Consider the following 2897-nt stretch of genomic DNA (forward strand, 5'->3'; position numbering starts at 1 on the left):
TCAAAGTCATGTTATTACGCATAAGTTATTTAATAAATCAAGCTTATCGCGATGAATTAACATTTGGTTTGATACTTCCGGGCAAGATAATACCGGCTTCTAAAGGCAATCATCATTTAAAGTATTGTTTAAGAGCATTGAGTGAGGCTAAAAATTGAACTTAGAATTATCGAAAATAATATTAAAAAAAATAGAGTTTTTACAATCAATTACACTTATTATCATTGTATTTTTATTAGCGAGATTCATATCATTAACTTTTATTTCTGTTGTTTTACTTTTAGCACTTTGGGCCTTTGCAATAGCTTTAAACCAAGTGAAAAAACCAAGTATTTTAACTGGAAATATTTTAGCTATTTTAACAGTCTCGGGGTTGTTTATCGACATAGGCTTTAGTGATTCTGTTAATTTGTTTGTAGCAATGCTTTTATTATCTATCGTATTAAAACAATTAATTTCTACGAGCATACTGCATTTTAAAACAATATGTTTGATTCAATTATTTTTAATTTCTAGTGTGTATTTATACCAGCAATCGTTATACGCTAGTATTTTAACTTTTCTATTTTTCATCGTAAATGTTGCTACTTTAAACCTAATTATAAGGCCAAGCGCAAACCTAAATTACGCATTAAAATTATCGACTAAAACCTTATTACTTAGCCTACCTATGGCATTTTTATTTTTCTTATTACTTCCTAAACTACCTTCTTTTTGGAGTTTACCTGGACCTGGAGTCGCAAAAACGGGTTTAAACGAAAGTATAGATCCTTTTAGTATTTCAAAACTTTCAAATTCTTCCGAGCTTGTTTTTAGAGCAAAATTTTTAAAACAAACGCCTAAAGCACCTTTTTACTGGCGCTCAATGGTACATGAAGAGTTTACTGAACAAACGTGGAAAATTACGCAGCAAGCAAAAGTGAGTAAAGATAGTTTCGTTTCTAATAATAATAGTAAATATAATTATGAAATAATTGCTGAAAAGTCAGGGTTACATTGGTTATATGCTTTAGATTATGCCCGAAGTAATACTCAATTTGTAGACAATAAGTACGCAGGGTTATTAGCAAGACAAAAAAACCTGTCGCAAACTTTTAAATATAGCGTGTCTAGTTTTGATTTAAGAAATATAGCAAAACTAAGCTCATATGAGCGTTATACTAATTTAAGCCTAATCCCAAATTCAAACACCAAAACTATTTTAGTCGCTAAAGCAATTAAAGATAAGTCATTGTCAGATGAAATGTATTTTAAAAATTTATATCAGTATTTTATAAATGAAAAATTTATATATACTTTAGAACCCCCTGCTCTATACGGAAGTAATAAGTTAGACCAATTTTTATTAGAAACTAAAAAAGGATTCTGTGGCCACTATGCAAGTTTGGCTGCATTTATGTTTAGAAGTGTTGGTATACCCGCTCGTGTCGTTTCAGGATATCTAGGTGGTGAATTATTAAAAGATGAAGATTATTTGAGTGTATTTCAATATGATGCTCATGCATGGACTGAAGTTTGGTTAGAAAATAAAGGTTGGACTCGTTTTGACGCCACCTCAGTAGTATCTCCAGATCGATTATATGGTTCATTGTCTCAAAGTAAAGCTAATAAGGAAGAATTTTTACGTAATTTAGATTTTAGTTTGTTAAGTTTACAAAACTTACCAATGCTAAACTGGGTTAGGCGGAACTTAGATGCCATAGATTTCATGTGGACAAATTGGATTTTAGGCTTTAATACACAAGAACAACAAGGATTATTAAAACGTATTTTTGGCTCTGATCAGACTCTAAAAATAGCATTCTCGATTGTTACTTTGTTAAGTGCCTTTTTATTTAGCATATATTTATATACTGTTTGGAAAAAAAAGCCTCTATTTACACAACCTTTAGCGCGTGAATACAATAATATAAAAAATTGGGGCGAAAAAAATAAGGTCCCTCTCGAACCTGGAGTAACTCCCCAAACATATTTAACTTTATTAAATAACCACTTTACAGATAAATCAAAATACTTAAATCAATTTTTGAAGCTATATATTGATACACGATATAAAGATATTTCACTGTCTAAATCTAAGCAGAATCAGGCTAAAAAGTTAGTGAAATTAATTACTAAAAATTAATTTTAACTGTGTAATCTAAATAAGTCCTTAAATACCCAAGCTGGGCCTATTAATAAAAAGCTTAAGTCATTTAAAAACGATGGCTTTTTTCCTTCTATTTTATGGCCTATAAACTGAAATATCCAAGCAACAATAAATAATCCCATGGATATTTCTAGTATAAAGGGAGCCATTAATTTTACAAAAACCAGTGATATTATCGTATAAATACACATAAATAGGCCTAAACGCTTATTGAGAAAAAAATAAAAAGCCATAGCTGCAAATATACAAAAGATTAATAATATAGTTCCAATTATTGATGGGATTGAATAGATAAAACCAATAACACTTAAATATATAATTGGGACAGCGATTTTATGGATTTTTATATTCGTAGGATTTTGATGGCTCAGACCATATAAATCAAACCATTGTGTTAATGTTTTCATATTTATGCCTTCATATTATTATAGTTTAAATACACTAGAATATATTACGCACAATATCTAGTCTTTAAAGCTACTTATACCCAAGCCACTTCAAGATGTGAGATTCAGGACTGCTGAGCAATTCATGATCTAGGCGCATCTTTGCATTAATGGTTACTCCCTTAAAAAAAGATGGACCGGCAATATGCTCCTGCATTGCTCTAGTACCTACATCCATGCAGGCAACAACGAGCATGATTTGCTCAGAAGTCCCTGTAAGGTTGGTTTATAAATACTTTATGCAGTGTTATTGATTTTGAAAAGGGAATAACCATGTTCTTCAATCAATGCCTTGCCTAAAG

General features: G+C 30.5%; 3 protein-coding genes. 1 reads left to right on the forward strand and 2 read right to left on the reverse strand.

Annotated features, from left to right (window positions below):
• Positions 1–154 precede the first annotated feature (154 nt).
• On the forward strand, positions 155–2125 hold the full coding sequence (locus tag CJF42_RS18335; protein ID WP_095368070.1) for a transglutaminase TgpA family protein: 1971 nt from the start codon (positions 155–157) through the stop codon (positions 2123–2125).
• Between the two features lie 2 nt (positions 2126–2127).
• Here CJF42_RS18335 and CJF42_RS18340 read toward each other — a convergent pair whose 3' ends face one another.
• Together CJF42_RS18340 and CJF42_RS27615 are read right to left on the reverse strand one after the other, a co-directional pair.
• Positions 2128–2556: an Mpo1 family 2-hydroxy fatty acid dioxygenase gene (locus CJF42_RS18340; protein WP_095368071.1), complete on the reverse strand. Its 429-nt coding sequence runs from the start codon at positions 2554–2556 to the stop codon at positions 2128–2130.
• A gap of 70 nt (positions 2557–2626) precedes the next feature.
• Positions 2627–2791: a hypothetical protein gene (locus CJF42_RS27615; RefSeq protein WP_170940653.1), complete on the reverse strand. Its 165-nt coding sequence runs from the start codon at positions 2789–2791 to the stop codon at positions 2627–2629.
• Between the last annotated feature and the right edge of the window lie 106 nt (positions 2792–2897).

The sequence above is a fragment of the Pseudoalteromonas sp. NBT06-2 genome, assembly GCF_002276045.1.
GTDB lineage: Bacteria > Pseudomonadota > Gammaproteobacteria > Enterobacterales > Alteromonadaceae > Pseudoalteromonas.

Excerpts from the sequence above, each read along its gene's own strand:
- CJF42_RS18340 (WP_095368071.1), bottom strand. The coding sequence starts at position 2,556 with ATGAAAACATTAACACAATGGTTTGATTTATATGGTCTGAGCCATCAA.
- CJF42_RS27615 (WP_170940653.1), bottom strand. The coding sequence starts at position 2,791 with ATGCTCGTTGTTGCCTGCATGGATGTAGGTACTAGAGCAATGCAGGAG.